This window comes from Streptomyces sp. DSM 42067 (assembly GCF_055792885.1).
This window is the reverse complement of record NZ_CM147706.1, coordinates 50,386-76,421: the sequence shown is the minus strand read 5'-3', so window position 1 is coordinate 76,421 and position 26,036 is coordinate 50,386. Positions and strand designations below refer to the sequence as shown.

The 26,036-nt window shown below is 68.4% G+C and carries 24 protein-coding genes and 2 pseudogenes; 13 read left to right on the top strand and 13 right to left on the bottom strand.

Annotated features, from left to right (window positions below; genetic code table 11):
- Positions 1–103: 103 nt before the first annotated feature.
- Positions 104–697 carry a TetR/AcrR family transcriptional regulator gene (locus ACSMXV_RS00440; protein WP_473175701.1) on the bottom strand — a complete coding sequence of 198 codons (594 nt, stop codon included), beginning with the start codon at positions 695–697 and terminating at the stop codon, positions 104–106.
- Between ACSMXV_RS00440 and ACSMXV_RS00435 the strand changes: the two genes are divergently transcribed.
- The gene (locus ACSMXV_RS00435; protein WP_473175700.1) at positions 696–1,361 is read left to right on the top strand and encodes a recombinase family protein; all 666 of its coding nucleotides are present in this window, start codon (positions 696–698) and stop codon (positions 1,359–1,361) included. The two genes, ACSMXV_RS00440 and ACSMXV_RS00435, sit on opposite strands and share 2 nt — an antisense overlap.
- A gap of 154 nt (positions 1,362–1,515) precedes the next feature.
- Here ACSMXV_RS00435 and ACSMXV_RS00430 read toward each other — a convergent pair whose 3' ends face one another.
- Both ACSMXV_RS00430 and ACSMXV_RS00425 read right to left on the bottom strand, forming a co-directional pair.
- Positions 1,516–2,355: a helix-turn-helix transcriptional regulator gene (locus ACSMXV_RS00430; protein WP_473175699.1), complete on the bottom strand. Its 840-nt coding sequence runs from the start codon at positions 2,353–2,355 to the stop codon at positions 1,516–1,518.
- 511 nt (positions 2,356–2,866) lie between these two features.
- Positions 2,867–3,616: an SDR family oxidoreductase gene (locus ACSMXV_RS00425; RefSeq protein WP_473175698.1), complete on the bottom strand. Its 750-nt coding sequence runs from the start codon at positions 3,614–3,616 to the stop codon at positions 2,867–2,869.
- 465 nt (positions 3,617–4,081) lie between these two features.
- Here ACSMXV_RS00425 and ACSMXV_RS00420 point away from each other — a divergent pair, with 465 nt between their 5' ends.
- The 4 genes and pseudogenes from ACSMXV_RS00420 to ACSMXV_RS00405 all read left to right on the top strand — a co-directional run bounded on the left by ACSMXV_RS00420 (position 4,082) and on the right by ACSMXV_RS00405 (position 6,187).
- Complete coding sequence (locus ACSMXV_RS00420) at positions 4,082–4,387, top strand: hypothetical protein (RefSeq protein WP_473175697.1); 306 nt, start codon at positions 4,082–4,084, stop codon at positions 4,385–4,387.
- A complete protein-coding gene (locus ACSMXV_RS00415) occupies positions 4,384–4,827 on the top strand; it encodes a hypothetical protein (RefSeq protein ID WP_473175696.1) in 444 nt (147 codons plus the stop codon). Before ACSMXV_RS00420 ends, ACSMXV_RS00415 begins: the two co-directional genes overlap by 4 nt.
- A 67-nt stretch (positions 4,828–4,894) precedes the next feature.
- A pseudogene (locus tag ACSMXV_RS00410) lies at positions 4,895–5,266 on the top strand (NUDIX hydrolase); the annotation flags it as partial.
- A gap of 87 nt (positions 5,267–5,353) precedes the next feature.
- Positions 5,354–6,187, top strand: a complete 834-nt coding sequence (locus tag ACSMXV_RS00405; protein WP_473175695.1) for a PIG-L family deacetylase — start codon at positions 5,354–5,356, stop codon at positions 6,185–6,187.
- Positions 6,188–6,676: 489 nt separating this feature from the next.
- On the opposite strand, the gene ACSMXV_RS00400 is transcribed toward ACSMXV_RS00405, so the two are convergent.
- On the bottom strand, positions 6,677–6,928 hold the full coding sequence (locus tag ACSMXV_RS00400) for an ATP-dependent DNA ligase (protein WP_473175694.1): 252 nt from the start codon (positions 6,926–6,928) through the stop codon (positions 6,677–6,679).
- A 57-nt stretch (positions 6,929–6,985) separates the two neighbouring features.
- On the opposite strand from ACSMXV_RS00400, the gene ACSMXV_RS00395 reads away from it, so the two are divergent.
- A complete protein-coding gene (locus ACSMXV_RS00395; protein ID WP_473175693.1) occupies positions 6,986–7,918 on the top strand; it encodes a hypothetical protein in 933 nt (310 codons plus the stop codon).
- A gap of 235 nt (positions 7,919–8,153) precedes the next feature.
- Here ACSMXV_RS00395 and ACSMXV_RS00390 read toward each other — a convergent pair whose 3' ends face one another.
- Together ACSMXV_RS00390 and ACSMXV_RS00385 are read right to left on the bottom strand one after the other, a co-directional pair.
- Entirely contained in the window at positions 8,154–8,432 is a 279-nt protein-coding gene (locus ACSMXV_RS00390) for a hypothetical protein (protein WP_473175692.1), read from the bottom strand.
- 723 nt (positions 8,433–9,155) lie between these two features.
- Complete coding sequence (locus ACSMXV_RS00385; protein WP_473175691.1) at positions 9,156–9,446, bottom strand: hypothetical protein; 291 nt, start codon at positions 9,444–9,446, stop codon at positions 9,156–9,158.
- Positions 9,447–9,468: 22 nt separating this feature from the next.
- Between ACSMXV_RS00385 and ACSMXV_RS00380 the strand changes: the two genes are divergently transcribed.
- Complete coding sequence (locus tag ACSMXV_RS00380) at positions 9,469–10,467, top strand: transporter substrate-binding domain-containing protein (protein WP_473175690.1); 999 nt, start codon at positions 9,469–9,471, stop codon at positions 10,465–10,467.
- On the opposite strand, the pseudogene ACSMXV_RS00375 reads toward ACSMXV_RS00380, so the two are convergent.
- The 3 genes and pseudogenes from ACSMXV_RS00375 to ACSMXV_RS00365 form a co-directional block, all read right to left on the bottom strand.
- A pseudogene (locus ACSMXV_RS00375) lies at positions 10,354–10,845 on the bottom strand (transposase); the annotation flags it as partial. The gene ACSMXV_RS00380 and the pseudogene ACSMXV_RS00375 sit on opposite strands and share 114 nt — an antisense overlap.
- A 47-nt stretch (positions 10,846–10,892) precedes the next feature.
- The gene (locus tag ACSMXV_RS00370; protein ID WP_473175689.1) at positions 10,893–11,264 is read right to left on the bottom strand and encodes a transposase; all 372 of its coding nucleotides are present in this window, start codon (positions 11,262–11,264) and stop codon (positions 10,893–10,895) included.
- Between the two features lie 33 nt (positions 11,265–11,297).
- Positions 11,298–11,882, bottom strand: a complete 585-nt coding sequence (locus ACSMXV_RS00365; RefSeq protein WP_473175688.1) for a DinB family protein — start codon at positions 11,880–11,882, stop codon at positions 11,298–11,300.
- A 5-nt stretch (positions 11,883–11,887) separates the two neighbouring features.
- Here ACSMXV_RS00365 and ACSMXV_RS00360 point away from each other — a divergent pair, with 5 nt between their 5' ends.
- Positions 11,888–12,016: a hypothetical protein gene (locus ACSMXV_RS00360; RefSeq protein WP_257548903.1), complete on the top strand. Its 129-nt coding sequence runs from the start codon at positions 11,888–11,890 to the stop codon at positions 12,014–12,016.
- A gap of 100 nt (positions 12,017–12,116) precedes the next feature.
- Here the strand turns inward: ACSMXV_RS00360 and ACSMXV_RS00355 are convergent, their stop codons facing one another.
- Together ACSMXV_RS00355 and ACSMXV_RS00350 are read right to left on the bottom strand one after the other, a co-directional pair.
- Complete coding sequence (locus tag ACSMXV_RS00355) at positions 12,117–12,944, bottom strand: HARBI1 family protein (RefSeq protein ID WP_473175687.1); 828 nt, start codon at positions 12,942–12,944, stop codon at positions 12,117–12,119.
- 260 nt (positions 12,945–13,204) lie between these two features.
- Positions 13,205–14,032 (bottom strand): class I SAM-dependent methyltransferase, encoded by an 828-nt coding sequence (locus ACSMXV_RS00350; protein WP_473175686.1) that lies wholly within the window; start codon positions 14,030–14,032, stop codon positions 13,205–13,207.
- Between the two features lie 72 nt (positions 14,033–14,104).
- Between ACSMXV_RS00350 and ACSMXV_RS00345 the strand changes: the two genes are divergently transcribed.
- The 3 genes from ACSMXV_RS00345 (at position 14,105) to ACSMXV_RS00335 (ending at position 16,138) form a co-directional block, all read left to right on the top strand.
- On the top strand, positions 14,105–14,707 hold the full coding sequence (locus ACSMXV_RS00345; RefSeq protein ID WP_473175685.1) for a TetR/AcrR family transcriptional regulator: 603 nt from the start codon (positions 14,105–14,107) through the stop codon (positions 14,705–14,707).
- A 217-nt stretch (positions 14,708–14,924) separates the two neighbouring features.
- Positions 14,925–15,083: a hypothetical protein gene (locus ACSMXV_RS00340; RefSeq protein ID WP_473175684.1), complete on the top strand. Its 159-nt coding sequence runs from the start codon at positions 14,925–14,927 to the stop codon at positions 15,081–15,083.
- 659 nt (positions 15,084–15,742) lie between these two features.
- Positions 15,743–16,138, top strand: a complete 396-nt coding sequence (locus ACSMXV_RS00335; RefSeq protein WP_473175683.1) for a VOC family protein — start codon at positions 15,743–15,745, stop codon at positions 16,136–16,138.
- A gap of 17 nt (positions 16,139–16,155) precedes the next feature.
- On the opposite strand, the gene ACSMXV_RS00330 is transcribed toward ACSMXV_RS00335, so the two are convergent.
- A complete protein-coding gene (locus ACSMXV_RS00330) occupies positions 16,156–17,070 on the bottom strand; it encodes an IS982 family transposase (RefSeq protein WP_473175682.1) in 915 nt (304 codons plus the stop codon).
- Between the two features lie 70 nt (positions 17,071–17,140).
- Here ACSMXV_RS00330 and ACSMXV_RS00325 point away from each other — a divergent pair, with 70 nt between their 5' ends.
- Entirely contained in the window at positions 17,141–17,266 is a 126-nt protein-coding gene (locus ACSMXV_RS00325) for a hypothetical protein (protein ID WP_473179248.1), read from the top strand.
- 1,142 nt (positions 17,267–18,408) lie between these two features.
- A complete protein-coding gene (locus ACSMXV_RS00320; RefSeq protein WP_473175681.1) occupies positions 18,409–19,098 on the top strand; it encodes a hypothetical protein in 690 nt (229 codons plus the stop codon).
- Positions 19,099–19,274: 176 nt separating this feature from the next.
- Here ACSMXV_RS00320 and ACSMXV_RS00315 read toward each other — a convergent pair whose 3' ends face one another.
- On the bottom strand, positions 19,275–25,664 hold the full coding sequence (locus tag ACSMXV_RS00315; protein ID WP_473175680.1) for an RHS repeat-associated core domain-containing protein: 6,390 nt from the start codon (positions 25,662–25,664) through the stop codon (positions 19,275–19,277).
- Between the last annotated feature and the right edge of the window lie 372 nt (positions 25,665–26,036).

Below are 26,036 nucleotides of genomic sequence, written 5' to 3'. Positions count from 1 at the left end.
TTGTTCCTTAGGGGGTTGTGCCGCCCCTGGGGGCAGCACGATGTGATGGCTGGGTGGTGGTGCCACCTGGCGTTGCGGGGGTCGGGGCGGGGTGCCTGGCGGTTTACGCCTGGGTGTCCCGCTGGCGGTAGCCGCTCGCGATGAGCGTGCGGAGCCGGTCGAGTGACTCCTCCTCGGTACCGGTGCCCTTGATCCAGGCAACGGAACAGGCCGCGAGGAACAGGTCGTGCCCCCGCACCGACGCGCGCACGCGCCCCGCGAGCTGCGCGGCTCGCACGTACTGATCGGTGGCAGAGATGAGGATGTCGCAGGGGATTGTGAGCGGGTTGTCCGGCTCCTGCGCCCTGGCCGCGGCCATGAGCGGGTCCGGCAGCCCGCTGAAGGCGCTGAAGTACTCCTCCATCGCCCGCAGCCACTGTTCCAGCGCCTCGGCCGGGTCGCCGAGCTGATCGATGTCCGCCTGGCGGGCCACCAGCTCCTCGGAGCGCGTCTGCAGCACTGCCGCCAGCAGCGCCTCCCGGGTGGGGAAGTGCCGGTACAGGGTGCCGGGCCCCACGCCCGCCTCCTTGGCCACCGCCTCAAGGGAGGTGCCGACCCCGTGCTGCAGGAAGTGACGCTGCGCGGTCTCCAGGAGGGCCGCGCGGTTGCGCTGAACGTCCGCGCGGGGCTTGCGTCCCCGCTGTTCACCGACGCTCATGCGCCCTCCTGCCTGCCGTGATCCTGCGGCCGCATCAAAACGGATGCTGCCTCCGTACGTATTCGAGAGTAAAACGGAGGGGGCATCCGGTCAAACCGGCGGCCCGACCACGGAGCTGAAGTGCCTGGGCCGCGGCGCCGCCGAGTCCTTGGCCGTCCCAGAGAACCTGCGCCACCACGACATCCAGCTCGAACTCCTCACCGACCCCGTCCAAGGCGTATACGACGCGTCCGGTCACGGCACCGTCCTCCTCGCATTCTTCGCCGGCATGGCTGAGTCCGAACGCGAGTACATCCGCGAGAGGTCCCTCGAAGGCCAAGCCGCCGCCCGCGAGCGCGGCCACCACGGCGGGCCGACCAAGGGCGTCGACGATGACATGGCCGCGTACGCGCGATCCCTGCCAGCCAACGGCGTGCCCCGTACCGCAGATCGCCCAGAAGCTTGTCATCACCTCGGGCAAGAACAAGGGCGAACACCCCTCGGTCGCCACCGTCTACCGGATCCTCACCGAAGCCAACGACACAGCCTGAGCCCGGACGCAAGAAGGTCGCCCCGACCTCTTCGCGGGACGACCTTCGATCCGAAAGCTACTGGCGGGTTGCTTATCACCTGGTTCGCCGTTCGCCTCACGGCACCCCATAGAACCGCAGGTTCTCGCGGGTGACTTCCTTCCCTCCACGTCCCGGGAGCGGACGACCCGTCCAGTGCCGGGACGGGCTGAGTCCTGGCGGCGCGGGTCGCCCGGCGACGCCCGTAGGCATAGATGCCAGCCAGGCAGGATTGTGCAGCAGGGTTGACCCGTGCCTCGGCCCAGGACGTCAGGGGGTGAGCTGCTGGTGCCCTATGACGGAGAGCAGTTCGAGCTTGCTGTGGCTCTCCGTGCCGGGGCGAGTGGTCAGCACCACCAGGGTCTGGGCGCGGTTCTCGGTGAACAGGACCTGGGCGTCGACGTCGATGCGGCCGAGTTCGGGATGGAGGATGGTCTTGCAGTCGTCGTAGCGTTGGGCGACCTCCTGAAGTTCCCACATGCGGACGAACTCGGGGCTGTGTTCCTGGAGTTCGGCGAGGATCCGGGCGGCTCGGGGGGTGTCGCTGCCGGCTGTCAGCGCGGCCCGCAGGCGTGCTGCCTGGGCGCGGCCGTGGCGTTCGTGGGTCTCCTCGGGAACCATCGGACGTTCGGCCGGGTCCATGAACCAGCGGTAGTAGCCGCTGCGGGCCAGACCGGTGTGGCGGGTCTGGTCGCCGAGCAGCGCGACGGCCAAGGGGTTCATCGCGAGGGTGTCGACCAGGTCGGTCTGCACCAGGGTCGGGGAGTCGTCCAGGCGGTCCAGGACCCGCATCAGCGTCGGGCTTACATGTTCGGAGCGGTGGAAGCGGGCCGGGGCGTTGTGGCCGATGAGGACGAAGAGGTGGTCGCGTTCGTCCAGGGACAGCCGCAGTGCCCGGGCGAGAGCCTTGGTGATCTGGACGGAGGGCTGCGGAGCACGCTGCTGTTCCAGCCGGGCGTAGTAGTCGGTGGACATGCCGGCGAGCTGCGCGACCTCCTCGCGGCGCAGCCCCTGCGTACGCCGGCGTGGCCCTTCGACCAGCCCGACGTCGCGGGGGCGCAACATCTCACGCCGACGGCGCAGGAATTCCGCCAGTTCCTTCTTGTCCATGTCCCCATCCTCGCCGCATTCCGCCCGGCTATCCAGAGACCGCCGATCCATGGCTGAGCCCTCCTCTCCCACCCGCGCGAAGCCGCTCATACGGCCGACGCCGAGGGCGCTCCCAGCGAGACGAGTCGATGGTCCCTTGACCTGCCTGACCCGCTGGGAACCTCGCCGACTGTCGGCGGTGCGCCGCAGGCCATCGGCATGGAAGACGGCCTGCGGCGACGGTCCCCCGTCGAGGACGCCCGACGCTTTGGACGGGCCCCGGGCCTCGTCTCCCGTCCTGGCCGATACGACGATGTTCGTCGTGCCGACGGGCGCCCGCGTGCCCGTTGGCACTCGGGACGGAGCCGGTCGCCGCCAGTCCGACGACCGGGGCGAAGCCGAAGGCGCTTCCTTACCGTTCCGCGTCTTCGGTGAGGACCTCCCCGAGGCGGTCCAGTTCGCGTGCGTCCATGATGTGACCGCACGGGGCCCGCCCGCGTGCTGTTGTTCCGCGTCGGTCATTACAGGCCGGTCAGCTGCCGCTGATCATGGCGAGGACGTTGTCGTAGGAGCCGTTGGCCTCCGCGTCGCGGATGAACCTGGCGCGCTCGACGACAAGCTCCTTCGCGTCGGGCTTCTCGCGCAGCAGGTCGAGGGTCTCGGTGAGGAAGTCGTCCAACGGCATGGCGTGGTCGTCGTCCTGCTGGCCCAGCAGGGTCGTGCGCACGCCCGGCGGGACCACCTCGATCACCTGGACGCCGGCGTCAGCACCGGCGAGTTGGATGCGCAGGCTCTCGGAGAAGGAGTGCAGCGCGGCCTTGGCCGCGCTGTAGGTCGGGGTGCTCGGGAACGGGACGAACGCCAGCGACGAGGTGACGTTCATGACGGCCGCGTCGTCCTTGTCCACCAGCAGCGGCAGGAAGGCGTACGTCATCCGGATCGTGCCGAGCAGGTTGACCATGACGTGATCCTCGGCGACCGGGAGTCCGGCCGGGTCGAGGAGGTTCTCCCGCAGCATGATGCCGACGTTGTTGACCAGGACGTTCAGCCCCGGGTGGCTCGCTGCCACGGTCTCACGGGCCCGTGCAATCGAGTCGGCGTCCGCGATATCGAGGACGAGCGCGTCGATGCCCGGGTGCTCAGCCGTGATGTCGTCGAGGAGTTCCTTGCGCCGGCCGGCGACGACCACTTTGTTGCCGGCCTCGTGCAGGCGCAGGGCCAGGCCAAGCCCGATGCCCGAGGTTCCGCCGCTGATCAGGATCGTGTTGCCGGTCATCTTCATGGGGTCTCGCTCCTTCGTTACGGCGGGCCGGTGAGCGTCCGCAGCCTCGACCGTAGGGGCGCCCGCGCAGGGGCGGGAGAGGAAGGTTTATCCATGGATCGGCGGTCTCTGCCTGGTGGAGTGGTCCCACCCAGCGGATCCGGTGTCGGTTCGCTCGGCGTCGCGGCATCCGAGGACAGCCCTGGACGCGCCCACATTGGATCCCCCATCTGATACAGGGAAAAGAACGGACCAACCGCCCTGGGTTAAGCCCTTCAGACAATCCGCACAGGCGCACATCCGCCAGGCTCACGTGTTTCCTTTGGGATCCGTAGTGATGTGTCATTCCCGTCGGCGTCATGCCGTGCGCCGGTGTCGGTGTCGTATGTGAGTGCACAGATCGAATGCGTGACCTTTTCGCGGGGCGTGTCGTTGATCGGGTGACAGCACCGCGGGGGGGGGGGGGGCGGGCAAGGGGGTGTTTTGGTGAGCCGGAGGCTGCCGCTCGGTGAGGGTGAGACGGCCCGTACTGCCTGTGCCCGTGGTCTGCTGCGTACGGGTGTGGTGGAGAAGACGGGCGAGGTGCTGTCGGCCGCGGTGCTGGCGGAGCAGGTGGGTTGGGCGGCCGGTCTGGTGTCCGGCATGGCCAACTCGGCGATGGCCGCGCACTGGAACACCACCGATGTGGCGATGCTGACCTCCGGCGTGGACGCCCAGGGCCGGGCACTGCCGTCGAACGCGTGGATGGCGCTGCGGCGTCTGGGCTGGAGTGTCGCGCCACTCGCGGGGTGACGGTCAATGACCGGATCGTGCGCATGGTCCAGGAACAGGCCGGGCGCACCCTGCGGTCGGTGAAGTGGCGCGCCGACCTGACCGCCGGGATCGTGGCGACGTGGCCCGCCGACCCAGCCAAGCGCACCCCGCAGGAGTGGGATGCCGTCCGCGAGGCCATCCCCGACGGCCGCCACCTGCCCTCCAGCGTCATCTTGTCCCGTACCCGGAGGGCGCTGTCGCCGGGCCTCGGCTTCCACGACACGGCGGGCGGCCTCCTCGGCGCGGACCAGCCGTACGCGCGTTCTTTGATCTCCCAGTCCGTCAGCAGCCGCACCGGTATAGGGGAGTGGAGTTTCAGTGTCCCCGCCGCCGCGCTCGGCCACGTGGGCGTGGCGGGCACAGGCTCGTCCGGGGTGCTCACCTGGGACCTCTGGGCATGCCGCCCGACGTCGCCGTAGGGGCCGGCGGCCCGTCGATTTTGGCTTTCCTTCTTATCCTGGCTGTCCGTCAGGAGTGCCTCGACGCGTCCAGCAGCCCGACAGGCGCCGCTGGGAACACCATGTCGTACGCATGCGACACCTGGCGGTGGCCGCCGTGGTCGACGATCAGAAGCGGGTGCTGATGATGTGGCGCCACCGCTTCATCACCGACACATGGGGCTGGGAACTGCCCATGGGTCTCATCGAAGAGGACGAAACGCCGGAGCAGGCGGCCGCCCGCGAGGTGGAGGAGGAGACCGGCTGGCGTGTGGAGGCCATCAAGCCCCTGGTCTACGCTCAGCCGGCGAACGGCATCACCGACGCCGAGCACCACGTCTTCCGCGCCGACGGTGCCACCTATACGGGGCCGCCGACGGGAGCGAACGAGTCGGACCGCATCGAGTGGATCCCGCTCTCGTAGATCCGAGGGATGATGGACCGCCGGGAGATCGTCAGCAGCGGCGCGCACTCGGACCACGACGTAATTCTGCAGGAGGACTGTTTCATGACTGACCGGCCCTTGACGCTCATGGCAGTACACGCCCACCCCGACGACGAGGCCACCGGAACCGGAGGGGTCCTCGCGCGGTACGCGGCGGAGGGCATTCGCACGGTTCTGGTGACGTGTACCGACGGCGGTTGCGGTGACGGACCGGGGGGTGTCAAGCCGGGCGATCCCAGGCACGATCCGGCGGCGGTCGCCTTGATGCGCCGTCAAGAACTTGAGGCGAGCTGTGACGTCCTGAAGGTCAGCGATCTCGAGATGCTGGACTATGCCGACTCCGGGATGACGGGCTGGCCGAGCAACGACGCCCCCGGATCCTTCTGGCAGACCCCCGTGCAGGAAGGCGCGGCCCGACTCGCGGAACTCATGCGTCACTACCGACCTGATGTGGTCGTCACCTACGACGAGAACGGCTTCTACGGCCACCCCGACCACATCCAGGCCCACCGCATCACGATGGCGGCGCTGGAGATGACCGCGCTGGCACCGAAGGTGTACTGGACCACGATGCCCCGCTCGATGATGCAGCGGTTCGGCGAGATCATGCGCGAGTTTCATGAGGACATGCCGGAGCCGGATCCTGCCGAGGCCGCCGCGATGGCGGAGATCGGCCTCCCCGACGATGAGATCACCACGTGGGTGGACACCACCGCGTTCAGCGGTCAGAAGTTCGACGCGTTGGCCGCGCACGCCAGTCAGGGCGAGAACATCTTCTTCCTCAAGATGGGCAAGGAGAGGTTCGGCGAGTTGATGGGCATGGAGACCTTCCTACGTGTCCAGGACGCCACCGGCGCGGCCATACCCGAGAACGATCTCTTCGCCGGACTGCGCTGATCCGCCCGTCCGACCGGCCGGGAAAGCGCATCGACCGCACGGCGCGATCGAGCGGGTCACACACCCGGAGGCTCCGATGTCCGACACGCCGTGAGACAACGGAAGAAACAGCAGGTCACCAGGGCGGTCTCCGACACCAACCGCGAGACCCTCCAGGAGCAAGCCACGTGAGCAGTTCCTCATCCGCGGCCGCCGCGCAGATCCCCATGGCCGCGAACCCCCTGCCGTACCTGGGCAATGCCGTAGGCGGCCACCCGGTCGTACGACCGCTCCGCGTGCAGGTCGTCGAAGCGGATGCGGGCCCGGGTGACCTCGTCCCGGGTGCGGCACCCTGCCAGGCATGGGGCGGGGTCTCCGCCGGCTGGCCAAGCGCATGCGGAGCCGAGCGGACCGCGATGCTTGAGGTGGAGGCGGACGGGACAACGCGGGCCATGTCCCAGTCGAGGACAAGTCACCTGAGACACCGAGCACCTGAGACACCCGTGCAGGTCACATGACACCACGATGACGGCGTCCTCGCCCAGCCGCCGCGGCGGCCTGCGTGATCTCTGGGACTGCCGTGGTGAGGTCGCGGCCGTTGCGCGACCGGAGAAACATCTGGCCGTCGGTGCCGGCGAACACCAGAAGCCGGAAGCCATCCCACTTCGGCTCCGACACCGTCCCGACCGGCGGCGCGCCGGGCCCCGGTAGCTCCTGCACCGCCCGGGCCAGCATCGGCGTCACCGGGGGAACGAGAATCATATAAGTAACGTACCTGGGCAAAAGCTGAAGACTTGGAAGGAAAGGCGGCGGTGAGCTGTGGATCTGGAGAGCATCGCCGACGAACTGTACGGGCTGCATCCGACACAGTTCGTTAAGGCCCGTGCGGTGCGGGTGTCCGAGGCCCGCATGGCGGGGAAGGCGCGGCTCGCCGCCGAGATCGCTGCGCTGCGCCGGCCGACGCTGTCGGCTTGGGCCAGCAACCTTGTGGTGCGCTCCGAGCCTGTCCTGGTCGCGCGGCTGCTCCGCCTCGGCGAGGCTCTGCGCCAGGCCCACAAGGATCTTGCCCGCGAGCGGCTGAAGCGCCTGAGCCGGCAGCAGCACAGCCTCGTGGGCACACTCTCACGGCAGGCCCGCCGGCTGGCTGCTGAGGCCGGACATCCCATCGGCGAGGCCGCGCAGCGCAAGGTCGAGCAGACCCTGCACGCGGTACTCGCAGATCCGGCGGCGGCACAGAAATGGGCCTCTGGTCGGCTCGTCACAGCTCTCGTCCCTCCTGTCGGATTCACCGCGGCCGCCGTCGCCGATGACGCACCCGCCCGCCCAGCCCCCACAGCACACAGGGCACGACGATCCAAGACACGACCGGGACCGGACCATCCACACGTCCCCAGCCCCAAGACCGCCCGCGAGACGCGCCTGGAGGACGACCGGCATAGAAAGATTGCCCAGGTCCAGTACGAGGCGGAGGCGGCAGAAGAGCGAGCCCGGTCGCGCGAGGCGGAACACCACAAGGCGCAAGCCGACGTCGAGCGGGCCGAAGCAGCACTTCATGAACTCGAAGAGCGCGCGACCAAACTGGCCCACCAACTCCACGCCACGGTGGAACTGCGACGCCAGGTGAGAACCGAGCTCGACAACGCACGACATCGGGCCACGCAGACCGCCCCGGCCGCACGGCATGCGCGCCGCGCCGCCCAGAGGGCGCAGGCCCGCCTCGAGCGCTTGGAGACTGCGGGTCGGCGGGTGTGACCTGCTGGAGGCCACCGAACGCGCGGCCGCGGCACGCCGGCTGGCCCAGGCCCTCGAACCGTCCCACCACGGCGGGAAACTGTTGTCCGCACAAGCCTGAGCAGCTCGAGACTGCGACAGCACATGGCAGGGACGTGCCAGTGCGTCATGGCTCTCGCGGGTGACGACATCACGTATCCGGCCAGCGTCCGCGAAGCACAGCAGTGCGGTCGGATGTACGCCCTGCTGTGCGCGGTCACTCCGTGCCACGCCGGTCGCGGCCGTTGCGGCGACGCTGGCGCAGGCGCTGGTTTCCGGTGCGGTTCTTCCTACGGAGCCTGCGACGGGCTGTGGGGGTGCGGTGGTGGTCGGCCTGCAGCAAGGTCGCGGCGGCCAGGGCGAGTGCGGCCAGGTCGATCCAGACGGAGGGCAGTCCCAGAGGGATGAGCACCGCGACGCCGGTCAGGGCGCCCACGGATACGGCGAGCCTGCGGCGGGCGAGGGGCCTGTTGCGGTCGTGGGAGGACTTTCGCATCGCAATTGCCTTCCAGACACATCAAACGGGTGGAAGACCAGAGTGAGTTGGTGATCTGATGTCCGTCCTGTCCGTCGGCGTTGGCGCACGTCACGGCGGTGAATCTCGGGACAAACCCCGGACAGACTTCAAGCAGGGGGAAGAAGGCGGTATTGGTGTACGACGAGGAAGAGCGGCCCTCGCAGCGGCAGGGTGCCGGCCCGGCCCGGTGGAAGGGACTACTCCCGAGGCCGGTGCACTGGCGCAGTGGCTGCGGCATCGCACCGCCGGGCTGACGGTGCGGCAGCTGGCGGACCGCTTCCCCTTCGGCCGCAACCAGTGGAGCGAGTTTCTGAAAGGCCGCAAACTGATTCCCCTGCGGCTGCTGGAGGAGTCGTCACCGCTCTGGTCCCCGGCCCGCAGAACCAGCAGTTGCAGCGGGTGCGTGGACGCGAACTATGGCAGGCCGCGAAAAAGGCCGCCGAACAGGCCGATGCAGCGCGCCGGGCGGCCCAGGCCCGGCAGCTGTCCGACGGCACCGCGCACGAACTCCAGATCCGTCTGGACGACGCCCGTCAGGGCCAGGTCCAGGCACAGCAGACGCTGCAGGGCCTCACCCAGCTCATCTACAGCTTCGTGGGCATGGTGGCCGATCTACGGCAGCGCTGCAGGACCCTGGAGACCGGACGCGACCAGGCCCGCATATGCCTGGAGGAATCGGACTCGACGGCCACCCAGCAACGCCTAGCGCTCCAACAGCACCTGGCCGAGCGTGACCAGCAACTGCCCGAGGCCCGGCAGCGGATCGCCGATTTCGAAGACCTGCTGGCCCGCGCCCGCCGGGAACAGCAGGAAGCCGACGACGTAGGCATCCAGGCCTTCCAGCGCGCCGAAGAAGACCGCCACGCCTACGAACAGCGGACCGGAGACACTCCCGCCGATCCTGTGGACGAGGAGACCGGTGCGGTGACGCTGCCACAGCTGTGGGAGTACGACCACGTCCTGGAAACCGCTGACGCCCAACTCGACGCCCACAGCGCCCGCCTGAGCGCCATCCGTGAACCGGCTCGGCATCCCCGCCCCGCCCGAAGCCCAGCGGCCGCGGACCATCCCCGGCCACGTTGTCCCCGACCCGTCCGCGGACAGCACGGACAACGCCCCCACCAGCAGCGGATCCGTCCGCGCCGGGTCCGCGGACAACGCGCCCGACGGCCCCGCCCTCGCCTCCCCGGAGGGCGACCGCGCGAACACCCGGAGCGCCGGCTCGGCGGCACCAGGCGCAGCCGGCGTGCCGCACGGCCGACGCCGCCGCCCAGGCCGACGGACGGTGCTGGTGGGGACGCTGTGCCTGAGCCTGCTGGCCGCCGGGGGATGGTTCGCCTGGGACCAGCAGCAGCCGTCACGATCCGATTCGCCCGTGTTGCAGAAGGCGGACGAGGGGGAAACGCTCATCATCGGGACCAAGGCGGGCCAGCCCGGACTGAGCGAGGAAAAGGACGGGAAATGGTCCGGGTTCGATGTGGATCTGGCCAAAGAGATCGCCGGCCACCTTGGTTTCCCGGAGGACAAGATCAAGTTCGAGCGGGTGGGGACCAATTCCCGCGAAGACGCGATCAATAACGCAGAAGTGGACCTGTTCGTGGGGTCTTACAGCATCGACGCGGAGCGGGAGAAGAATGTCGCCTTCGCGGGCCCGTATCTCCTTACCGGGCAGCGCCTGCTCATGCGCAAGGCCGACACCGAGGAGGAGGTATGGGTCCACGACCAGGAGGCGGGACACCTCGACACCGCGAAGGTGTCTTCGTACGTGGACCTGCCCCCGCACACGGACGCCTGCACCGCCGCGGGCTCGACATCCCACACGAAGCTGAAGAGACTGAAAACCGAGTCGGGCGAGAAGCAGTTCGACGTCACGCCGGTAACGGACTACGACGACTGCATCCCGGGGCTGCGGAAGAAGACGAACCCGCTCTACGAAGTGGTGAGTACCGATGGGGTGATCCGTGCCGGGTTTAAGAGGGCGTCTCACGTGGCAAGTTTCGCGAGCTTCTTGTAGCAGGTCAGGGCGGCGGCCAGGCCGAGGAAGGCGAGGAAGTGCGAGCCCTTTCGTTCGTATCGGACGGTGAGGCGGCGGTAGCCGAAGAGCCAGGCGATCGACCGTTCGATCTTCCAGCGGTGCCGACCGAGGCGTTCGCCGGACCCGATGCCGGGCCGCGCGATGCGCGACGAGCCCGCGCTCGCGCAGCCAGGCCAGGTGTTCGGCGGAGAAGTACGCCTTGTCCGCGCGGAGTTTGACGGGTCGGCGCCGCCGTGGTCCCCGGCGGGACCGGACGGCGGGTATGCCGCGGATGAGCGGCTTGAGGGCGAGGCTGTCGTGCATGTTCGCGCCGGACACGGCGACGGCGAGCGGGATGCCCTGGGCATCGGACAGCACGTGCAGCTTGCTGCCCTTCTTGCCGCGATCGACCGGGTTCGGCCCGGTCAGCGATCCCCCCTTTTGGCGCGAACGGAGGCCGCGTCGACGATCGCCGAGGTCCAGTCCACCTCGCCCCGGCCCCCGAGTTCGTCCAGCACCGCCCGGTGCAGCCGACGCCACAGGCCAGCCTCGGTCCATACCGTGAAGCGGCGATGCGCGGTGGCGGGCGACGTGCCGAACGTCGGCGGCAGATGCCGCCAGGCACAGCCGCTGGTCAGCGCGTACACCACTGCCGTGAACACGGCCCGCTCGTCACACGGAGCGGTCCCACCACGTTGCGGACGAGCCGCGAACGACGGCAGCAACGGGGCGGCCAGCTCCCAGAGTTCATCAGGAACCAGACGCTTCGATAGATCAGCACCCACGACCGGCAGCATGCCGCACGAACATCAAGTCACGTGAGACAACCTCTAAGCCTTGATTGGTGCGGCCGACCTGGCGGCCTGCTCGATCTTCGCGCAGTAGGCTGCACGGGCTTCCTCGTCGATCTGCTTCTCGTTTTCGGCGCGCACCCCGGTCCGGCCGTCGAGGCCCTCGCGCAGGATATCGGCGTGCCCGGTATGCCGGATGGACTCGCCGAGGACATGGACCATGATGGCGAACAGGTTCGTGTTGGGATAAGGCTCCGGCCACCACGGCACGTGGCCGGGGGCGTCGAGGGGAAGCTCGTTGATCGTCGCGTCCGAGTGTTCCCACGTGCGCCGGTAGAACCCGATGATCTGATCGCGGGTCTCGTCCTCGGTCGCCCACAGATCGTTGCCGTCGTAGTCCTGCCACCGGGGCAGCGGTTCCGGGGAAGGGCGGTCGAAGACCTCGCCGAAGTACCTGGCCTCGACGGTGGCCACGTGTTTGACCAGGCCGAGGAGGTTGGTCCCGGTCGCTGTCAAAGGTCGGCGGGCGTCGTATTCGGACAAGCCGTCGAGTTTCCAGAGCAGCGCCTTGCGGTCCCGCCGCAGTCTCTCGTGCAGGTTGTCTTTCGCGAATTCATCGATCATGCGGCATGAGCCTGCCATGGGCTGCTCGTGGTCTCAAGATCCCGTACGTGGTCCGCAACGACTGGCAGAGCCGAGGCCTGGCCATGGCCGCCGCCCTGACCTGCTACAAGAAGCTCGCGAAACTTGCCACGTGAGACAACCTCTAAGGCCAAGTACCCGAACGAACTGGTGATCATCGACGACGTCATGAGCAATGAACTGTCCCGGTAATGGTTCATGACGGTGTGTGATCGTTCAGATGGTGCGGTCGTACTCGAGCTGAAGCAGGACGAGGGCTGCGGCGGCGATCTGTGTGATGCGGCTGGGATCGAGGCTGACCCGGCGCAGGGCCTTGAAGGTGGTCTTGAGTGGGGAGTTGGCACGCTCGCACGCGCCGTGGATGCCGCGGATGACCTTGTTGTAGGTCTGCTGGGCGTCGGCCAGCGTGCCTCCGGCCGGCTTCTTGTGCGGGTGGCGAAAACCGTCACCGGCGTTCTCGTAGCCGAGGTCGACCAGGGTTGGCATATCCAGCTCGGCGGCTATGCGGTTGAGCGCGTCGATCAGGCCGTGGCGGCGGGCGCAGGTGGTGTCGTGCTCGCGGCCCGGGCGGACCGGTGAGACCCAGATCGGCCAGCCGTCCGGGGTGGCGATGACCTGTACGTTCCCGCCGTGGTGCCGGTGTTTTCCGGACCACCAGAGGTCGGCGCCGTTGGGGCCGGGGGCGGCGACGCGGTCGGTGCGGATGACGGTGCCGTCGAGGTTCAGGTACGTCAGCCCGGCTGCCTTCGCGCGCTCTAGCGCGGTGGCGAGGTCCGGCGCCCCGGCCGCCAGCACGGTGAGTCCCTCGTGCAGGTAGCGGTAGGCGGTGGAGACCGACACCCCGTTGTGGCGGGCGAGTTGGGCCAGACGGGTGCCGTCGAGGAACCAGCGCAGAATGAGCACCGCCTGTTTGAAGCAGCCCAGCGCACGTCGCCCCTTGCGGGTCCCGGCCTCAATCCGGTGTTCGCCCAGCAGCCGGGCCAGGTGCTCGGCGGTGGACCGCTTCACATCGAGCACGGCGGTGTACGTGACACTGGTCGGCACGTGAGGCCCCTCGGTCGGATCTTTCTGTCGCAAGATCGTTCCTACCAGGGGCCTTACACTGACCGGACTTGGGGATACCACGGACCGCGCGACCCACCTCGCACTCACGGACAGTGGCCGACGTTCACCTGGAACAGCTCAGTACGTCGATCACTTAAATCACAGGCCCCTGACCAGCACCGACACCGAGCTCACAGACACGTTCTGAGCCCGTGCGGTCGAGTCGAGATCCTCGCCGAGCTACGTCCATTTCAGATGAGTCAGGAGGTACCGGCGCGCACGGCGGTCGTCGCCAGGGTGGTGTAGAGCATCGTGAAGCGACCGCCTATCGAGTCGATGGCGGCCCCGACCGCGTCAAGGATGTCGGCTGTCTTGTCGGGGGGTAGTTGGGTGAGGCCGCCGGTGGTGGGGAGCAGCTCCAGCCATTGGTCGCGCGTGTAGGGCCGTTCCCAGTCGAATCGCCACTGTTCGGGGTCGTTGAAGCGTTCGGTCTGACGGATCGCGTCAGCGAACTTGGCGTACCCCGCTTGGTACATGTCCAGCGGACGTCGGGCCGGCTGATTGCTGAACGGCGAGTCTGGCACCACCCGCCGGTAGGCGGCGGCGAACGGTTCGGCCACCTCGGCGGGCGGCTCGTACACGTGCCCGAAGATCGCCAGACGCCCGTCCGGACGCAGCACCCGGGCGGCCTTGACTGCGCCGGCGACCGGATCCACCCAGTGCCAGGACTGGGCCGCGATCACCGCGTCGAACGTCCGGCCGGCCGGCTGCCAGGCTTCGAACGTCGCCACCTCGACCTGTAGGCCGTGGGCTCGCGCGAACTTGGCCATCCGCTCATCCGGCTCGACGCCGAGCACGGCGCAGCCGGCGGCCTGGAACTGGCGGGCTGCGATGCCGGTACCGCAGCCCACGTCGAGCACCTCTGGCCCATGGCTCCCGGCGACGATCCCCGTCACCAATGCGTCGGGGTAGCCGGGTCGGGCCTGGTCGTAGCGTTGCGCGTCCGTACCGAACGACTCGGCCATCCGCCGGGCCTTGTGCAGCTCCGCTGGGGACGATTCTGGTTGCTCTCGCGGTAAGGTGGGCATGTGCCCACCTTAGTGGGCGCATGCCCACCTGGCAACGGATGCCAGCAGGCTGACGCACGAGAGGATCTTTGAGTGCCGACTGGGGTGCACCTTCGCGACGCGCGGCAGCAGCTGTTCGACGCTGCCGAACGCGTGCTGCTGCGGGACGGGCCGAACGGGCTGACCAGCCGGGCCGTCACGGACGAGGCGGGCTGCGCCAAAGGCGTCCTGCACCGGCACTTCAGCGACTTCGACGCCTTCCTCACCGACCTCGTGCTCGACCGGGCCGCGCAGCTCGAGACGGAGGCGAGTGCGCTGCGCGAGTCCGCCGGCACCGGCACGGTGGCCGACAACCTCGCCACCGCGCTGACCACCCTGTTCGGACCGGTTCCGGTGGCGATCATCCCGCTCATCACCTTCCGGGACGAGCTGCGCGCACGGATGCGGCAAGCCAGGCCCGGAGGCGGCATCGCGATCCTCGCCCAGGCCACGACCGCGATCTCCGCTTATCTGGCCGACGAGCGTGAACTGGGCCGCATCGCGGCCGACGCCGACATCGACTCACTCACCCTCTCCCTGGTCGGTGGCGGGCATCTCCTGTTCGCAGACCGCGATCCCGGCCCGCCGACCACGGCAACCGTCAACAAGCTCGTGACAACGGTGCTCGCCGATGTTGTGCAACGGCGGCCACGCTGACGGTCGAGCACGCAGGGCCGCCACACCTCCGGGCGCACCAAGGCGTCGTCTTTCAAGTCTGCGCCACGCGCACGGACAGACGCGCTCCGGTTCGACGGCCCTGGTTGCGGGCTCGACCGCCCCCCTGCACACCGAGCACGACCGGTCCGCCTGAAGGTCAGACCACAACCCGCCCACCATCTACTGGGAAAGGCTCACTGAGTCCTACGGAATCGGTATGGCTAAGAACGACTCCGAGCTGCATCAGCAGGTGTGCGAAGCCATCGACAAGGCAATCTCCTCCGGCCACTGGGACGAGCTGCTCGAGAACAACCTCGGAGAACTCGGAGATGAATACGCCAGCCCCCCGCAGCGGACACAGCGGACACGGTGCTGACCGGCCGCCCCGAACTGTGAGACGCGGTAGCGAGCAGAATGCGGCAGGGTGCCCTGTCGCGGCTGCGCGGCGAGCGCATCGCGCCAGCCGCCGTCACCAGATCGGCAAGGACACCGGCAGCGGGAATCCGCCGCCTGGTCCGTGTGTGCCGCCAGCGAATGACCCGAACTGGCAGCCGCCCGACGAGTGCTTCAGGCAGGTGGGTGGTATCCCACCTGCGGACGACCCAAATGCGGCTCAGTGGCTCCTCCTGGCGCCCGCGGCGTGCCTCGTTGCGCGCGTTGACGATCGCCTCGATCCGAACGAGCACCACCAAGATGGCTTCGTTCACTTTCGTCAGCAGCATTTGTCTATGGGTTTGAGCTGCAGACGGTGGTCGGCGAGCCGGTGATTGTTCATGAGAAAGGACGCGTATACAAGTACATGCCGGAACTGGCGGCGGGCCGGGACTCCCTCGTGCCGAGCGAGCCTCGTCCGGCGCTACCTCGGCCTGGCCCCCAGGCACCGTCTTATGGGAAGACAACACCAGGTTGGCCGGGGTGAGCTGAACTTTTTCGCTAGATGATCGATTCCAAGGGTTGGTGGTCGTAGCGATTCCGGACCGGAGGGGTGGCGCGGCCCCATAGGCTGAGCCCCCGTCCGCACTGTCTGGGGGAGTAATGACCAGTAGGTTCACCGAGTTGGTTGTCGACTGCCACGATCCGGAGCGGCTCGCGGCCTTCTGGTGCGCGGTCCTGGGCTTCAAGGTGATCGACCGGAGCGAGGGCAAGGTCGAGATCGGCTCCTGGGAGCCGATCGTCGAGGAGGTCCGGGCCCGCCAGATGCCGCCCACCCTGGTCTTTATCCGGGTGCCCGAGGGCAAGACCGTGAAGAACCGGCTCCACCTGGACGTCAGCCCGATCGACGGCAGTACCGACGACGAGGTGGCCAGGCTGCTTGCCCTTGGCGCCACCAAGGTGGACGTGGGTCAGGGCCCTGGCCGGAGCTGGGTGGTCATGGCCGACCCCGAGGGCAACGAGTTCGACGTCCTGCGTACCCTGGCACCGTCCAACTAGATGATCACTCCCAAGGGTTAGTGGTCGTAGGCGGTCAGTGAGCGCAGGACGGGCTGTCCGCTCTGGTCGTTGTGCCAGATGGCGGTGGTCAGCGTGAGGATGCGCTGCATGATGCGGGCGACGACGCCGGCGGGTGTGCGGCCGTGGTGCTGTTCGAGGTTGAGCTGGCCCTTGAAGGTCTCGTTGACCGACTCGATGACTTGCCTCAGTGGTTTGAACACCTCGGCTCCGGGCCGCTCCGGTTCGCCCTTGCGGGTTGGCCGCAGCAGCCGGATGCCGTGCTCGGCCAGCTGGTGCTCGAAGTCGCGGCCGAAGTAGTTCTTGTCGCCGATCAAGGTCTGTCCCGGCCGGGTGGCGAGGAGTTCCGGTTCGGCGTCGAGCAGGTCCAGCAGCGTCTCGCGCTCGTCGGCTTTCGCTCCGGTCAGGGCGAAGGTGATGGGCAGGCCCTGAAGGGTGCAGACCAGGTGCAGGCGCAGGCCCCAAAAGAAGCGGCTGTGGCTGGCGCAGTAGCCGTACTCGGACCATCCGGCCAACTCGGAGCGTTTGACGGTCTCGCGGGAGCGGCCGCATTCCACCGGGGTGGAGTCCAGGACCCATACGTCGTCGCTCCACACCGAGGTGGTGGCGGCCAGGATCCGGTTGACGCTTCGCATCAGACCGGCGGCCTTGCGCAGCCGCTTGTTGTAGCCGGGCTGCTGGGGCAGGTAGGGGAAGAGGTGGCGCAGGTGGGCACGGGCATGGCGGAGCCATTTGGCCTCGGAGGTGAAGCCGAGTATGGCCTGCATCGTGGGGAGGGTGACCAGTTCGGCATCGCTCAGGCGGGGCGTAATGCCGACCGGCGGGCGCCACGGCGCCAGCTCGGGATGCTCCTTCAGGATGTCGTCGGTCGTCGCATAGAGTGCTGTCGCGAGGGTGTCCACGTCGTTCGTCACAAAACGATCTTGGACACCCTCGTTCTCGTCTCCGCAGGCACCCCTTGGACCACACCACCAGGAGGAATCAGTGTCATACCCGCAACTACTCACCCCCGAGGAGAAGCTCGCCGACGCGAAGAAGCTGTTGAGCCTCCCGCGTATCGTCGTGATCTGCGGCTCCACCCGCTTCATGACCGAGATGAAGTCGTCGTAGAAGTCGCCCGCACCACTGACGTAGCCATCGGAGGCGGCAGCCGACGCGGGTGAAGCGCCCAGCGCGGAAAAAGCCGAAATGGCTTGACAATTACCCTCGCCCGGGCCACATGGCCCCTCCAGCAAGCAGAGGAGGGGGCGGCTTGAGGCTGATTGCCCCCATCCGTGCGCCGGTGCCGAGTTCGAGAATGCGGCCACCCGGCCGGGCAGCCGCGAGTACGGCCAGCAAGCTGCCGGTTCGCTCCTCACAGGACATGGTGAAGCCTGTCTCGCGCGCCGCAACGCGCAACGCGGGCAGAGCAGTTGGGAATGTGTTTGGTGTGTCGTCCATCCAGGGATGATGCAAGCGCCACGCTTCCCGCGCAACATCAATTGTCGCCCCCGGCGGCGAGCGTCAGCGCCCTGTGCTGCCCTCGACCTGCTCGCGCAGAATTGGACACGCTCGACCCCAACGGCATCATCGCGCCCGGCAAGTCGGGGATCTGGGGGACGCGCTTGCGCCAGGCCGGCTTCCCGCAGCAGTAGACCTTCAGGACAGAGGCCCCCGGTCCGTACGGAGCGGGGGGCTCATCTGCGCCGGTGCCGGGCTACGCGGCAACGGGCAGAGGGACGCGGGACAAGACGATGTTCTCGGCTTGCGGCACGGCCGGCCCCTGTCAGGCTGACTGGCCAGGGGCGCCGATCCACGCCGCTCGCCCTCCGACGCGGGGTGATCCGATGGAGAGGGAGAAGTTGCCTTGGGTCCGTGCTCCCTTGATCGCTGGGTGAGTTTCGGATCAAGGCCCCGGCCGGTGTTGGAGTCACCGGTTCGGGGCCGCCGCGTCTCCAGAGCGGAGACCGGTGGGAGCCTGGCGGGCCACGGGGACCCGAGGGCAACTCAGGGCACAAGGCCCTGCATAACGCTGCGAAACAGGTCAGAGGGTCAAGCGGGCCGTTTGTCATCTACCGGTAGGGCTTCTCGGTCTTCGCGGCAGTCACGACAACGGCGGCACCCGTGCATCGCTTGCCGGGTGCCGCCCCGCTGCGTACCCCTCCCCGACCTGGGGCCGCGACCGTATGCTGACCTGGACTTACGGGGCATGGCGGGGGGTTGGTGTGACAGGACGACGTCCTTGGTCGGGGATCTCTGTGGCGGCTGTGGCCGTGATCGCTTCGGTCGCGCTCGCTTCGTGCGCCGGAGGCGCGCCCGCCGCCGGGTCAGCCGACAGCCCGCCCTCCGCCGAGCCACGCGACAGCAAGGCCGCCTCCGCGCCGCACGGCAGCACCAACTCGCCGGCGCAGGCGTCGCGGGAGTCGCTGCAGGCCCAGGTGGAGGAGCACCGTCAGCGTGTCCTGGGCGAAATCGCCACCGGTGACGACGCTCCCGACCGTGAGGGCTTGAGCCTGGTGAGCGCGGGCGCCAAGGGCACCGTGTTCTTCTGGACGACGCCCGACAAGCGCCACTGCGTCTTCTCTTATGGCGGGGGGACCACGATGTCCTCGTGTACGACCGAGCCCATCCGGGCCATCAGCGCCACGCCGACGCTGGACCGGCTCTACGAAGGGGATGTGTACAGCGCCCGGAGTGACTACGGCCTCATCCTCGTGGCCGACAGGGAGACCGTCCGGTCCCTCTCCTGTGGTGACAAGCCCCTTGTGGTGAGACGGGCGCGCGTCATCGAGGCCGGTGACGCGACCCGCACGATCTACGGGGTGGAGCTCGACGCACGCACCGCGGGCATCCTGCGGGCCCAGGTCGTGCGCGCCGACGGCCGACGCACGGAGACCCTGCGGCTCGGCACCAAGGCCGACGAGGTCCCGGCAGGGCCCTCCGATTGGCGAGTCTGCGCCTAGCGGCCTAGCGGCCTAGCGGCCTAGCGGCCTAGCGGCCTAGCGACGCGCACGCCATACGGCACACCGCGCACGGCACACACCGCACACCGCACAGGGGCCGGAGCAAGCCGATTTCGTGGCTCGCTCCGGCCTCTGTGTGTCAGGCACCGGCCCCGTATGTCAGGCGGTCTCCCCGGTTACAGGATGTTCCCCGTGAACGGGACGGTGGTCTGCGGCATCTTGGTGTAGGTGACGGGCTTCCACACCGTGACGTCGAAGGTGCTCCACGTCTTATAGGAGAAGCTTCCGTCCTTGTGCATATAGGCCGTCTTGTACTTGGTGATGACGCCGGAGGGTGACAGGCCGGAGGCTTCGCCTTTCTTGACGGTGAAGCTGACGCTGGTCTCGGCCGTCTTCGTCTTGGTGTCCGTGTCGATGTTGGTCCAGGCGAAGGTGCCGTTGTAGCCGACCGTGACCTCGGTGCTCAGCTCGCCCTCCGCGACCAGCGGGATTCCCGTCTTGCCCTTGGCGCCCACCTTCAGCGAGGCGCTGAAGGAGTGGCTGTCGGCGAACTGTTCCGTCATCGCCACGGCATCACTCACCGTGTACTTGTACGTCCGGGTGTACTCCTTGTTGCCGGCCGCCTCGTACGCGGCCGCCGTGTTGTAGTCGACCCAGCCGGCCGAGCCCACCAGGAACGTGATCATCAGCTCCACGTCGCTGCCCGCGGCGGGAGGCAGGGGGCCGCCCTCCGGCAGGTCGACCACCGGAAGGTCGGTCGGGAACTCGTCGCCCCCGGACGAGCCGGACGAGTAACCCGGCTCGCGTTCCGGGTGGTACACCGAGTCCTCGTCCGGTACGCCGTTGCTGCAGCCGGTGATGATTCCTTCCATGCACTCGGGGACGCCGAGCCCGCTCGGGTCGCTGAAGTAGACGGGGTTGTTGTTGGCGTAGCTGTAGAGGCTGAGGTTCTGCGGCTGGTACGGCGTCTTCACCGGGTCGGGCGACAGGAACCGGCCGAGCTTCGCGTCGTACATGCGGGCGCCGAGGACGGACAGGCCCGCGTCCTTGTCGGTGGCCTTGCCGAGGAAGCCGCGGTCGGTTCCGCTGATGTCCGTCGCCGTGCCCCGGGAGGCGCCGAACGGGAGATAGCGGAGGCGGGTCGGCGTACCGGTGCTGGACACCGCCAGCTGCATGCTTCCCTTCTGGTCGAACAGCAGCCAGGTGAGGGTGCCGTTGCCGCCGGTCGCCTCGCGCATGGCGACAGTCGTCGTGCCCGCCGTGTAGTAGCGGGTCGCGCGCGGGGTGCCTGTACCGGTCTTGCGGATCTCCTGGCCCGCCAGGTAGAGGACCGCCTCGTCACCGCTCTTGCGGATCAGCAGGTTGCCCTCGGTGTCGTAGACGTAGTTGGTGGTCGAGGCGCCTGTGGTCCGGGTGACCCGGCCCAGTTCGTTCCACACGAACGTCGTGCTCGCCCCGCCGACGGTACGCGTGATCATCTGGCCGGCGTTGTTGTAGGTGTAACTGTCGTTGCCGGACGACGTCTTGACGGTACTGACGGCGTGCGGTCGGGGCGCGCCGGGCGTGTAGGTCGACTGGTCGGCCGAGTAGCCCGGGTAGACGTAGTCGCGCACGCTGCTGCCCGAGGCGGTGGTGCTGGTGACCTTCTGCAGGTTGCCGATGCCGTCGTAGGTGTAGTCGAGTTGGTACGGGTCGGACCCGGTGGCGAGGTCGGGTGCGAACGGGCCCGTGCAGGCTCCCGCGCTCGTGTACGCGCGGGAGATGCGGTTGAGCTCGTCGTAGCCGAAGCACTGGTGCTGGCCGGTGGTCTTGTCGGTCAGATCGGTGATCTGGCCGCCCGCGTCGTAGGTGTAGTCGTCGTTCTGGACGGTTCCCTTGGCCGTGGTGGAGGTCGTGATGTTCCTCAGCCAGCCGGTGCCTGTCGTGTCCTCGTAGCTGTACGTGCGCTTCGTGCCGTTGGCCGCGCCGGAGACGCCGTACGTCCGGCCGGTCAGGCGGCCGAGCGTGTCGAAGTCCGTGGCGTCGACGTAGGTCGTGCCGCCGAGGTCGCTGGTGACCTTGTCCACCATGCCCAGGCCGTCATGTGCGGTCGTGACGGTCTCCGCGGGAAGTCCCGCGGTCGCCGGATAGCTGACCGTGGTCTGGTGGCCCGCGGCGTCGTGGCCGTACTTCAGCGTGTAGGTGCCCTCCAGGCCGTTGCCGTCGGCCGGAATGGTCGTCTTGGTGTCGGTCGGGTGGCCGTCCGTGTCGTACGCGGTGACCTCCGTGGTGTAGGCGAAGCCGCCCTGGTACGTCGTCGTGGCCGCCTGCCGGCCCTTGCCGTTGGTGGCGGTGTCGTACGTCGTACGCGTCAGGACGGTGGTGCCGTTCTGGACGGTCTGCGGCCGGTTGAGGTTGTCGTACTTGTAGGTGAGGGTGACGGCGTCGTTGCCGTCCCGGGTGGTGGCGACGTTGCCGTTCTCGTCGTAGGTGGTCATCGTGGTGCCGGTGTCGGGGTCCGTGGACGTCAGCCGGTCACCGAGCCAGTTGGCGGTGTAGGTGGTGATGTTGCCCTTCGCGTCCGTGATCTTGGTGAGCGTGCCGTTCCTGGAGTACTCGTACTGGGTCGTGTACGTGGACGGGCCGAATTCGACGACCTTCGTGGTCTGACCGAAGACGTCGGAGTAGACGTTCGTGCGCTCGCCGGTCGGTGAGACGTTCGTGACGTAGTCACCGTGGTAGTTCGCGAAGGTCTGCTTCTGGATCTGCGGGTTGCCCATGGTCAGCAGGCGGGACTGCGTGGTGCGGCCCGCGTGGTCGATGAGCAGGTCGGTGTACGACGGCAGATCGGCCACGGTCGGCAGCACCATGCCGGAGCCGGCGACGCCGGAGTTGTAGAACGCCGCGCTGGTGCCGGTGACATTGCCGGAGGTGTCGTAGCGGGTGGAGACCACCGTGCGGCCGGTGCCGCCGGCCGCGGGCGTCTGGGTCTCACGGGTGCGGCCGAGACCGTCCAGGTAGGCATGGCTGGTCAGGACGGCCGTGCCGGACTGCAGGGTCTTCGTGGTGATCTTCGGTGGCACGGTGGACACCAGATCGGGCACGCCCTCGGCGTTGTCGGCCGCGGTGACGGTGTAGACGAACTCCAGGGACGGCGTGCCGGCCGGGTAGGCCGCGATCTGCGACGGCTTGAAGACCTGGACGTAGCGGCCGACCGAGTCGTGCACGATCCGGGTGGTCTTCCCGTTGGGGTCCTCGATCCGGTACGGGGTGCCCCACAACCGGGAGGACCAGGTGGTGGTGGAGTGGGCCGTGCCCGGTCCGGCGTCGTCGGGATCGGGCGTGGTGACCTTGACACCGTTGACCGGCCAGGAGGTGTCCGGCTGGTAGGTGGTCGTCGTGATCTTGCCGCGGCCGTCCTTGGTGGAGATGACCCGGCCTGCCTCGTCGTAACCCGTCCAGGTCTGGCGGTAGTTCGTGCCGTCGGTGTACTTCACCTGCGACGTGGGGTTGGCGTCGGCGGGGTGGTTGTTGGCGGCAGGCTCGCTCCCGGTGGCGATCTGCGCCCCGTCGAAGAGGGTGACCGTGTGACCGTCCTTCTTGCTCAGCCGGTCGGTCGCGGCGCAGTCGGCCGCGTAGTGCCGGACGTCGTCCTCCAGCACCATCCAGCGCTGCACGTTCGAGTTCGGGAAGAGGTCCGTGTTGTACGCGTAGCCGTAGGTGGTGCAGCGGTTGTCGTCGAAGTCGGACAGGCCCCAGTCATTGGTGCGGACGGGACGGCCGTAGGTGGTGCTGCGGGCGTCGGTGTCCTCGTACTGGTCCTCGACGACGTGCTCGCGCCAGCCGGTGGACGTCTTCTCGTGGGTGATCGTCCTGTTCTCGCGCACGAAGCGGGCGTCGGGCAGACCGTCGTAGTGGGCGGTGTTGTGGCTCCAGTAGCGGTGCCAGATCCGCTTGTGCGACTGTCCGCTGCCGTCGCGGTCGCTGGTCTCCAGGACCTTGCCGTTGAGCCAGGCGTGGTCGGTGACGTTGGCGGTGGTGCCGTCACCGTCGGACACCGTGACGGACCGGGTGGCGGACGGGTCGGTCTTGGACGTGCGGTCGCCGTCCAAGCCGCGGTAGAGCCAGTAGTAGGTGGAGGCGGCGTTGTCCTTGGTGCCGGTGTGCACCTCGACCTGCTGGTAGCCGCGCCAGTCGGTCCAGGACTCGTTGTCGTCCTTGGTCAGCGGGTCATTGGGGAAGGCCCAGGCGGGCTGACCCACGTAGTCGTAGGTGGTCGTCATGACCGGGTCGCCGTCGCTGTTCGGGCCCTGTCCGGGGCCGGGGTCGACGCTCACCTGGGCGACGACGTACTTCTTGAACCAGCCGCTGCGCTCCTCGGTGGACCCCTCCGGCACCCAGCGCTGCTTGAAGCAGGCGTTGGTGTTGTTGGACTCGGTGGGCGGGTTGTTGATGTCGCAGGTGTCCTGCGCGTCGTAGTTGCGGTAGGTGACGTTGGTGAACGCGCCGAGATCGCCGTGGATCTGGGTGACCCGGCGGAAGTTGAGCACGCCCCCGCCGAGCTGGTTGTCCCGCCACTCGCCGTTGATGTTGATGGTGGGCAGGGTGATGTCGTCGCCGTCGCCGTATCCCTTGCGCTGGACGTAGTCCAGCCACAGATTGGCGTCGATGACCCCGTCCGGGTTCGGCAGCCCGTACTTCATCTGGTATTGCATCGCCGGGTCCCACGCGGAGGAGTCGTTGTCCCGGACGAAGGTCTTGACGTCCCAGAGCATCTGCCGGGCGAAGAACGTCGGGGAGTACGTCTCGCCGGTGATGGTGCGGCAGCCGTTGTCGGCCGCCGTGCCGTCACAGATGAGGTCCGTCGGGGTGTCGGGATAGGAGTCCGGATAGTCGGAGATCGACGGGCAGGCGGCCGGCTCGCTCGCGAGCGGGTCCTTGTCGCTCATCCGCTCCACGCAGCGGCCCACGTAGCGCAGCTCCACCTTGGCCGGCAGTTGCGCGCCGGGAATCTGGGAGGCCCAGCCGTACTCGATCCGCACCGGGTAGGCGGCCGCGTCGTAGGAGCGCGCGGTGTCGCTCAGCAGCACCGAGCGGTAGTGGTTCTTCTCCTTCTCGTAGAAGTAGGCCGTCTCCACCTCGCGCGGGTCGACGACCCGGTCCAGGCCCCAGCGGTAGGCCTGGTTGCACACCCCGACGCCGCCCGAGTAGCACGGCTCGCCCGGGTCGTTGCCGAACACCGGCACGGTCTGCACCGAGTTGGTCGCCCGGCGGGTGCCGGTGGCCTCGTCGACGCGCTCCGAACGGCCCCAGCCGAAGTAGTAGCGCATGCCCTCCTGGGTGGAGACCACCCAGTACTCGTCGTCCGAGCCGTGCCCGCCGTCCAGGCGCTGCACCCGCCACCCCGGGTCGTCCTTGACGTGGTACCAGCCGGTGCCGTGGTCGTCCTGGATCAGCTCGGAGGAGACGCCGTTGAGGTTGATGACGTACGCGGCGCCGTCGATCTCGCGTGTGGAGTTCGGCGAGTCCCAGCACAGGTCACCGACCCAACCGGAGCCGGTGCCGTCGTCCTGGCAGCTGCGGTAGCGCCGCTCGATGAAACCGATGCCGAGGTCCCAGCCCAGCCCGGCCCACCCGGCCTGCGTGTTCTGCTGGGACGTCAGACCATCCACGGCCTGCGAGTTGTACGAGAGTCCCAGCTCCGGCGCCGGGCCGGCGGGCGGCTTGGGCACCTGGATCGGCAGGCTGTACGTGAACGCGCCGGAACCGGTGGACACGTTCCACGTTCCGGTCGGGTTGAGGGTCGACGCCCGGTAGTCCCCGGCGTCGGACGACGAGGTGGACGACATCACGTAGACCGAACCGGACGTGGCCTGGGCCCGGGGCATGGGCTGGGTGCTGTAGGAGTCCATCGGGTCCGTCCCGAGCGGCGAGCGGACGCCGGTCGGGTCGCCGTCGGTGTCGAGGGTGGCGGTGAGCTTGCCGGCCCTGACGTCGTTCCTGGACTTGACCAGGATGGGCTTGGCGGCGCAGTTCTTCTTCTGCGGGGTGGTCAGCGCACACGCCGGCAGTTTCACCAGCCGCAGCCGGGACGCGAAGGAGCCGCCGTACGCGTGGGCGAAGCCGGAGTAGTCAAGCTCGACCTGTACGGGGCCGGGCTCGGCCTTGCCGTCCTTACGGGTCAGCTGCAGGCCCACACCGGCCGAGCCGACACGTGCCAACTGCGCCCGGTCCAGGACCTTGACGTCCACCTTGGCCGGCGACGGGGACGGGGAGGTGGTGTCCTTCAGCGTGCGCCTGGGGGCGGGTCCGACCCGGACGATCGAGTCGTCCGCCGCCTGGGCCGAGGGAGCGGCCTGGCGGGACTTCCCGGGGCGCAGGCCCCTCAGGTCCACGCCGGCCCGCATGGCCTTCGGCCACTCCGGGCGGTCCGGCCTGGTCATCGTGGGTTCCGCCGCGTCGTCCGCGGGCACGGCGCCCGCCCGCTGCGTCGGCACGTTCACCGGCGGCTTGGGCTTGCCGGCGGCCGATGCGGTCGCGACCTGACCGCCCAGCAGGCCGATGGTCAGTGCCGTCGCAACGGCCATGGACAACTGGCGTCTTCGCCATGACATGGCGCAACCCCCCGTCTCTCGGAGCGCATCCAGCACCACCCCGTTTCTCTGTCAGGGGCGTGCCGGACCGCATGCTGATGCACGCCGAAGCACCGCTGTGTCTCCCGAACCCGGGTGCCGTCGTGGGGGTTACGGCGGGCGGGGCGCGCAGCGGGCATGGCAGAGCGCTGAGATTAAGGCCTGGTGATCAGCGGGGGAAAGGTCCGTAAAACTGGCAGGGCGGACATAGCCGACCGCATCCGGCCCCTTACGCATGTGACCTGCCTCACATGAAGGCCCTCGCGCGCCCGACATGGCTCTGACCTGGCACGCAAGGGCGGAGAAGGGTGGCGCTCGCGAGCGAAG

Bases quoted from the DNA above. Each gene is read 5' to 3' on its own strand.
- ACSMXV_RS00435 (WP_473175700.1), top strand. From the start codon at position 696: ATGCGCCCTCCTGCCTGCCGTGATCCTGCGGCCGCATCAAAACGGATG.
- ACSMXV_RS00440 (WP_473175701.1), bottom strand. From the start codon at position 697: ATGAGCGTCGGTGAACAGCGGGGACGCAAGCCCCGCGCGGACGTTCAG.
- ACSMXV_RS00430 (WP_473175699.1), bottom strand. From the start codon at position 2,355: ATGGACAAGAAGGAACTGGCGGAATTCCTGCGCCGTCGGCGTGAGATG.
- ACSMXV_RS00425 (WP_473175698.1), bottom strand. From the start codon at position 3,616: ATGAAGATGACCGGCAACACGATCCTGATCAGCGGCGGAACCTCGGGC.
- ACSMXV_RS00405 (WP_473175695.1), top strand. From the start codon at position 5,354: ATGACTGACCGGCCCTTGACGCTCATGGCAGTACACGCCCACCCCGAC.
- ACSMXV_RS00400 (WP_473175694.1), bottom strand. From the start codon at position 6,928: ATGATTCTCGTTCCCCCGGTGACGCCGATGCTGGCCCGGGCGGTGCAG.
- ACSMXV_RS00390 (WP_473175692.1), bottom strand. From the start codon at position 8,432: ATGCGAAAGTCCTCCCACGACCGCAACAGGCCCCTCGCCCGCCGCAGG.
- ACSMXV_RS00370 (WP_473175689.1), bottom strand. From the start codon at position 11,264: ATGCTGCCGGTCGTGGGTGCTGATCTATCGAAGCGTCTGGTTCCTGAT.
- ACSMXV_RS00365 (WP_473175688.1), bottom strand. From the start codon at position 11,882: ATGATCGATGAATTCGCGAAAGACAACCTGCACGAGAGACTGCGGCGG.
- ACSMXV_RS00360 (WP_257548903.1), top strand. From the start codon at position 11,888: ATGAGCCTGCCATGGGCTGCTCGTGGTCTCAAGATCCCGTACGTGGTC.
- ACSMXV_RS00350 (WP_473175686.1), bottom strand. From the start codon at position 14,032: ATGCCCACCTTACCGCGAGAGCAACCAGAATCGTCCCCAGCGGAGCTG.
- ACSMXV_RS00340 (WP_473175684.1), top strand. From the start codon at position 14,925: ATGGCTAAGAACGACTCCGAGCTGCATCAGCAGGTGTGCGAAGCCATC.
- ACSMXV_RS00335 (WP_473175683.1), top strand. From the start codon at position 15,743: ATGACCAGTAGGTTCACCGAGTTGGTTGTCGACTGCCACGATCCGGAG.
- ACSMXV_RS00315 (WP_473175680.1), bottom strand. From the start codon at position 25,664: ATGGCCGTTGCGACGGCACTGACCATCGGCCTGCTGGGCGGTCAGGTC.